The organism is Pseudoselenomonas ruminantium (assembly GCF_900113715.1).
Taxonomy (GTDB): domain Bacteria; phylum Bacillota; class Negativicutes; order Selenomonadales; family Selenomonadaceae; genus Selenomonas_A; species Selenomonas_A caprae.
Genome location: NZ_FOQK01000046.1, coordinates 1 through 6,670, shown reverse-complemented (window position 1 = coordinate 6,670; position 6,670 = coordinate 1). Strand labels below are relative to the sequence as shown.

The following is a 6,670-nucleotide window of genomic DNA, read 5'->3' as shown; positions in this document are numbered from 1 at the left end:
TGTTTTAAGATATGGCTCTTTTGATACTGGTCAAAGCGTTCGCCTGTAACTTTTTCGATGATGGTTCCTAAAAGGCCATAATTCAGATTACTGTAGGCAAAGAATTTGCCCGGTTCCTGGCCAGCAGGGGCAAAGTGCGCACCATCTTCGTAGAACTTGCCATCTTTGCGGAAGAATTCCTGCAGCCCCAGCTGCGGCGGAATGCTGTAAATCTTGCCATCACGCAGGGAGGATTGGTGAGAGGCCAACATTCTCACGGTAATGGGCGTATCCGGATAATGGGGATTCCTGAGCGTGAATCCCAAATATTTGCTCACATCGTCGTCCAGGTTAAGTTTTCCCTGTTCAGCCAACTGCATAATCGTGAACACGGTAAACATCTTGGAGACGGAAGCTGCGCGAAAACGGCTTTTGCGGGTAAAGGACCGATTCTTTTGGGGATTTTGGCTGTCGATAATAGCTGAACCTTGAAAGTTGCTGTAAACTTCTTTGCCATCCTTAAAGGCGATGACCCCTAGCCCTGGAACCTTCGTTCCGGTATCCCCGACCATTTGGGCAAGCTCGTTGTCCAAATCGGCCTTGCTTTCCTTACTCATAGCCAGGCAGGTGTTCATGAGCAGGCAGAATATCGCCAGAACAATTGCGGGGATTCGTTTCTTCATACCGTTCAACTCCTTTTACGAATTTCATGCAAATGGTCTTGTACCTGGTCATATTTCTTTTATAATAGATTGTTTTTTCTGAAAAGTCAATACAGAATGTGCGGACAGCTAATGAGGTCTTTAGCGTGAAAAATTCCCAATAATTATCCTCATCATCTCTTTTGGCACGATTGGAAGGAAAGCTGGATAAACATATTTATTATGAATAATAATGTAACTGTGAAATAATGCGTTGAATATCCCTAGCGAATAATCACCGTGGTTACGGATTTATTCAATCCTCCGTGGAGGAAATTCTTGCAGAAGAGCGAAAAGGATATAGATGTTCATACAGAAGGTGCAGAGCAATCTGATGACCTTACCATGCTGGGGGTGAGATTCCTGGGCAAAATTAGGTTGGAACAAGCAATAAGTTTGGAGTTAGGAAGGTTGGGGATTAGAATGACATTGAAGATGAAACTGGCAGCTGGTGTGTTTTGCGCGCTGGCTTGCATGCCTATGGTGGCGGAAACTGCCCCCAAATCGGATACTATGCACCGGTGGGAAGTGACTTCCAAGGACACAGGCGGCACCCTGCTGTTTTCCGATAGCCCGGAGTATGTGGACAGACCGGGGATCCTTTATCAGGACACCGTGAATGGCGAGGTGAGGGTGCTTTACTATCATCTGAACAACACCAAGGTGCCCCAGAAAGTGGCAGTGGTGCTGGAAAATGCCAACTCCGAGGAGAAGTACAACATAGTACAAGTGACCCGTGGCGGTACAGCCAAGCCCAGCGAATACTATCTTTGGGTGGGCAAGAATACACAGCGCCAGTATTTTGGTGAAAAAGAGCTAGATCTCGTTTTGTTGTTGAAGAATAGGAAGCGCCTGCTGCAGTCCGGCATGGATGAAATTGTCCTGCAGCCTGGAGAACTGGTGTATGGAGTCTACGATTTCAAAGTGGATCATCCTGTGAAGACCTCCGTCATCATGTATCCTGCCAAGGCGGACCCTGTGGAGTTCATTGAAAAGGCCAAAGTGCTGCCTAGGGACTCCGTGGCCCTTCGTGGTACTTATAAGGGCATGGACAGGGTGATTACCTCTGAGCGGGAATATGACCCGGAACGGGATGGCATTGTCTACATCATGCTGGCGGATAATAAATTAGACAAATACAAGACAGGGGTGGATGCCACCGATGGGAGCCAGACGATGAATTATGGCAATTATGGTGTGCTCTATAAGATTGCTATACCTGTCAAAAAAGGGGCTCCCAAGGTACAGTACTACTTGTCACCTTTAGGTGGCGTCTATGCTGGCATTATGACTGTGCGCCGGGGGCGCAGTCCACATACGAAACTAATTGAGACGCCAGAAGGCCCCGGCTATTTTGGGGATCAGACTGCCCTGGAGCCGGAGAGTGTATCCAAAGCTCGTGAAGAGGGGACAGCCCTTTTTGGCAACAACATGGAGCTGGCTGATTTAGGCTGCTATGACAACTCTGTACCCAACTACTTCGAGTTCTCTCCACCGGGGGCTTCGAATCTTCCTGCCTGCCTGATACTCATGCCGGCCGGTGAATGAGCAAGGGGCTATAAAGGATAATGGCGCCCGCTTGCAGAATTAAGGAGGATGGGAGCAAGCTAGATTTCTGCTTATCCCAAGATGGAATGAATTCCCATAACAAACTGACGAAAAAAGGAGAATGAAAGATGTTCAAGAAACTTTGGCCCAAAGCTATCGCCGCCTGCCTGCTGGCTGGTGCGCTGAGTATGGGAACAGCGTTTGCTGCCAATACGGATGAGGTGCGTGTAATTCCCTACCCTGCGGGATTGAATACCAAGACGGAAGGCGCATCTTCGGCACCAACAGAGATAAATCATGCCGAGTCTCCTTACTTCAAGCACTTGGATATCTATGAAATGAAAACCATTATTGGCCGGCGTATTGTACTGCCGCATTATCCGACCTATCAACAAGCCAGAGAATATACCTGTGGACCGGCAGCGGCCCTTACCGTGCTTTACTGGTATGGCAATAAGGATTATGACGAAATGTCCTTGGCAAAAGCGATGAAAACACAGGGCTATCCTATTGGCACAAGTTTGAAAAATATGGTGAACTTTTTCCAGAATATTGGCTGGAATGTAAAAAGCGGTTTGAACACAGATAAAATCAGCCGCTTTGAAGATTTTAGGATTTTTTTGATGGAACCACTATCACATGGTCGTCCGGTTTTGGTAGAAAATGTGGAGTGGGGGGGCATTGGCGTGTGATTATCGGCTATGACAACATGGGGACAGAATCACCTTTGGATGATATGCTCATCTTTGCTGATCCTTATGATACCAGTGACCATTATCAGGATGGCTATACGGTAGGAAATGCCATAAAATTTTTCTCCATGTGGTTTGACCATTCAATGCTTCCTGAAAAAGAACGCTATCAGCCATGGATTATTGCTTATCCGAAATAATGCTAGACTAGCGAATTTTCGTAAGCAAATAAATGTAAAAAGGCGATCAGGAATGGCTGAATTACATCAATTTTGTACTGGCAGAACTGAAGATGGACGGCACTCTGGGGAAATTGGAAAAAATGTATCTGAAATAGAAATAAGCCGCTGAATTAACGAAATGTATGGTTAGTTCAGCGGTTTTCCTTTGCCAGTATGAGGTTTGGGGGGCGCAAAGGAAATGTCGTATATTTATCGAAATACTATAATGACACACTTTTTATAGTGATAATATGGGTATATTGGTTGAATACATAGAGAAACACGGAACAGAGGAGAGAAAAGTTTATGATAAGAAAGACATTATTTCTTCTATTGGTTTCACTTTGCCTTATGACAGAAACTTTTGCTGGTGAATTACAGATCATTGATAAGCCAATACTATGGTCTGATGTTAGAGAGCAGCTTATCCGTGAGTATGCCATAACACACTACAATCTGGATCGAATAGATATCATTCCGCAAGCTATTGTTGTGCATTGGACAGCATCGGGTACTTGGGAATCTGCTTATAACTATTTTTACAAAGAGGCACGTGCTGATGGGACGCTAAATGTTGCTTCCCATTTTCTTGTGTCACGGGATGGGAAAATATTCAGACTCACACCTGAAACAGCGCTTAATAGACACATTATAGGCTACAACTGGTGTGCAATTGGCATAGAAAATGTAGGTGGAGTTAATGGCGTAGAAGATTTAACGGACGCGCAACTTGAAGCAAATGTTGAGCTAATCAAATATTTACATAAAAAATACACGACAATTTCCTATGTCTTTGGTCATTATCAGCAGGATGCAGCCCGAAGTAGCGGATTATACATTGAAAATATACCTAACTATCGCTCAGAAAAAATAGATCCGGGCCGTATTTTCATGACTGCTTTGAAAAGTCGCTTGCAAGATGAAGGGCTTAAATTTTACGATAACTAGGATGAAGCATCGCCAAGGCTTTCTTCCCAGATGTAGTTGTTGCTGAATTCATGAATAATTTTTCCGTTCACAAAAGGAATTGCCCTGATAATTGTCGAAATAATTAGGAAACTGATTTAATGTTTCGACGGATTGGGGAATGTAGTGTGGAGGGAATGAACATGGAAAAATCATTTTCAATTCCGATTTCTCGCCGGGCATTTATGAAACTGGTGGGGATGGGAACCGTAGGGATGCTCGCGGAAACAGCCATGCCGAGCGGCAAAGCCGCAGCAGCCCCGGCAGGAGTGAATGGCGAAGGTCTGCCCACGCTGCTGACCGCTGATGTCTGTGTGGTTGGCGGTGGTGCGGCAGGGACGGCGGCGGCTATCAGTGCCGCACGCGCAGGCGTAAAAGTTGTACTGGTCGAGCGGGGGATTTCTCTTGGCGGCCTGGCCACCCAAGGGTGCGTTTTTCCTTGTATGCCTACTTATGCATTTGACAGCGATACGCCTTATATAAAAGAACTTAACAAACGCATAGAGATGAAGACTGGCTTTTCGCCTGTACCCAATCTCCCCGAAACGGACACACATTATGGTGAGGGGATGGGGGCTTATGTACCGGAATTGCTGACAGAAGTCTATGATGAATGGTGCGAGAAAACGGGAGTAACGGTTTTATATGATGCTGCTCTTGTGGGCGCGACTGTAGAAGATGGAACCATCACGGCCTGTGTGGTGCAGACCGTAGAGGGACTGGGGAAAATCCAAGCCAAGACGTTTATTGATGCCACAGGCGATGCCCTGTTGTCGCGATTTGCCGGAGTCCCCACGGAAAAAGGTTCGGAAACAAACGGGCGAAACCAGCCTATGAGCCTGCGGTTTGAAATGGGAGGCATAGATGTAACGAAAGTTTATCATTTCTTTCATGATAAATTGAAGGACACCTGGTTAGAAGAAAACTGGTCTAAAAAATTTAAGGAAGATGTGAAAAAAGGCCGCGATCCGTTTTGGGAATTTGCCAAATGGAAGAAAACCGAGAAGGTCTTTCGGGAAGGCGTTAAGAAAGGCGAGCTCACGGAAGATGATGTTCTGTATATCCAGGCTTTTTCCGTACAGGGCAAGCCACATACCATGTCCATGAACTGCCCGGAAATGCCGCCGTTGATGTTTTCGGCCACCGATGCTGTTTCACGCAGCAAGGCGGTATCCTTTGGGCGGAAGATGATGCGCCGTTTGGCCGTTTACTTCAAGGGCAATATTCCCGGCTTCGAAAAAGCCTATATCAGCCGTGAAGCCAGCATGGTAGGTGTGCGTGAGTCTTGGCGGATTCGTGGGAAATACTATATGGAAGCCAATGATTATCTGCAGGCACGTCATTTCCCCGATGCAGTCTGCCGGACGGCATACCCCATTGATATTCATGATGTGAAGCTGGATTTTTTTGAAAAGCTGAAAAAGGGCCAGTATTACGAAATCCCCTATCGTGCGCTGGTGACCAATGAGCTGTCCAATCTGCTGGTTGCAGGACGCTGTGCCAGCGGCAGTTTCGCTGCGCAGGCTTCCTTCCGTATACAGCCCACCTGTATGAGTATGGGAGAGGCAGCCGGTATTGCGGCAGCTTGGGGACTATCGCGGAACATTCCTGTAAATGAAGTTAAATGGGAAGATATACCTGCAGAAAAACGCAGTTATGTAAGCCAATAAATGTAAAAGATGCCATTTACGGCATTGGCGAGAATAGAGGTGCCTGGGTAATACAGCTTATTAGCGAAGAACTGCCCGGCTATTTTAAGGCAACCTATCTCGACGAAAAGACCGCCGACGGGAAGGCAGATAACAATGCTATTCATGACTGGCTGATGAAGGAAATGGCAGCACAAGCCAAATAAGCAAACAAGCCGCTGAATTAACGGGCTATATGCCCGGTTCAGCGGCTTTTCTATGTCCTTGTGAACCTTTTGGTTGGGGTTCACAAAAGCAGATATTAAGTTTTATTTGCGAACAAACACATTGCGGCAAATAGCATCGCCAATGGTTTCTTCCCAGATGTAGTTGTTGCTGAATTTACCAGCGCTGCGTGCATCTTCGTCCTCTTCAATGGCTTCGCCGTTCATGATGTAGACAAAGCCATCTTTGGTGTTCGGACGGATGGCCAGCATGGAGAGCAGACCGAAAGCTTCACCGGTGTGTCCTACCAGGTCAATCTCCGTATCTTTGCAGAAGCGGGCTGTGCTCTTGCCGTCCATCTGGTAAATGCCCAAACCATAGGAGAGAATCGTGCCGCCATAGTTGTTGCCGTTCTTGGTCTTGTCGTCATAAATCCATTCGCGGCCAAGCATGGTCTTAACCGAAGCCGGAGAGAGAATCTGTTTGCCCTTGTAGGTGCCATCATTAAGCAGCATGGAAAGCGCATGGGAAAGTTCCTCACAGGAAATCCGCAGGCCGCCTGCCGGGGAAAATACCGTAGCATTGGTGCCGGGAACATAATCCTTCAGACTGTAGGTGTCCTGGAAATTTTCGGCATAAGGATTCTGCAGGGCAACCGTATCTTTTTTCGGCTGTCCCTGGGGATAGCCATCCTGCGTAGCGCGCCAGGG

At 46.9% G+C, this 6,670-nt stretch carries 6 protein-coding genes and 1 pseudogene; 5 read left to right on the top strand and 2 right to left on the bottom strand.

Annotation, left to right across the window (positions count from 1 at the left end; genetic code table 11):
• Positions 1–662 (bottom strand): serine hydrolase domain-containing protein (locus BM181_RS14770; protein ID WP_143092235.1); only part of this gene is annotated, 662 nt, incomplete at its 3' end.
• A 441-nt stretch (positions 663–1,103) separates the two neighbouring features.
• Between BM181_RS14770 and BM181_RS14765 the strand changes: the two genes are divergently transcribed.
• The 5 genes from BM181_RS14765 to BM181_RS14750 all read left to right on the top strand — a co-directional run bounded on the left by BM181_RS14765 (position 1,104) and on the right by BM181_RS14750 (position 5,777).
• Positions 1,104–2,228, top strand: coding sequence for a copper amine oxidase (locus BM181_RS14765; protein WP_143092234.1), 1,125 nt, complete (start codon positions 1,104–1,106; stop codon positions 2,226–2,228).
• 128 nt (positions 2,229–2,356) lie between these two features.
• Positions 2,357–2,920: a cysteine peptidase family C39 domain-containing protein gene (locus BM181_RS14760; RefSeq protein ID WP_256211403.1), complete on the top strand. Its 564-nt coding sequence runs from the start codon at positions 2,357–2,359 to the stop codon at positions 2,918–2,920.
• The gene (locus BM181_RS15665; protein WP_256211402.1) at positions 2,917–3,120 is read left to right on the top strand and encodes a hypothetical protein; all 204 of its coding nucleotides are present in this window, start codon (positions 2,917–2,919) and stop codon (positions 3,118–3,120) included. Before BM181_RS14760 ends, BM181_RS15665 begins: the two co-directional genes overlap by 4 nt.
• A gap of 327 nt (positions 3,121–3,447) precedes the next feature.
• Positions 3,448–4,089: an N-acetylmuramoyl-L-alanine amidase gene (locus BM181_RS14755; RefSeq protein ID WP_075445860.1), complete on the top strand. Its 642-nt coding sequence runs from the start codon at positions 3,448–3,450 to the stop codon at positions 4,087–4,089.
• 161 nt (positions 4,090–4,250) lie between these two features.
• Positions 4,251–5,777, top strand: coding sequence for an FAD-dependent oxidoreductase (locus BM181_RS14750; protein ID WP_256211401.1), 1,527 nt, complete (start codon positions 4,251–4,253; stop codon positions 5,775–5,777).
• Between the two features lie 287 nt (positions 5,778–6,064).
• On the opposite strand, the pseudogene BM181_RS14745 reads toward BM181_RS14750, so the two are convergent.
• Positions 6,065–6,670, bottom strand: a pseudogene (locus BM181_RS14745) (serine hydrolase); the annotation flags it as partial.

What these genes read in the sequence shown, in the direction of transcription:
- BM181_RS14765 (WP_143092234.1), top strand. Translation starts at nt 1,104, where the DNA reads ATGACATTGAAGATGAAACTGGCAGCTGGTGTGTTTTGCGCGCTGGCT.
- BM181_RS14760 (WP_256211403.1), top strand. Translation starts at nt 2,357, where the DNA reads ATGTTCAAGAAACTTTGGCCCAAAGCTATCGCCGCCTGCCTGCTGGCT.
- BM181_RS14755 (WP_075445860.1), top strand. Translation starts at nt 3,448, where the DNA reads ATGATAAGAAAGACATTATTTCTTCTATTGGTTTCACTTTGCCTTATG.
- BM181_RS14750 (WP_256211401.1), top strand. Translation starts at nt 4,251, where the DNA reads ATGGAAAAATCATTTTCAATTCCGATTTCTCGCCGGGCATTTATGAAA.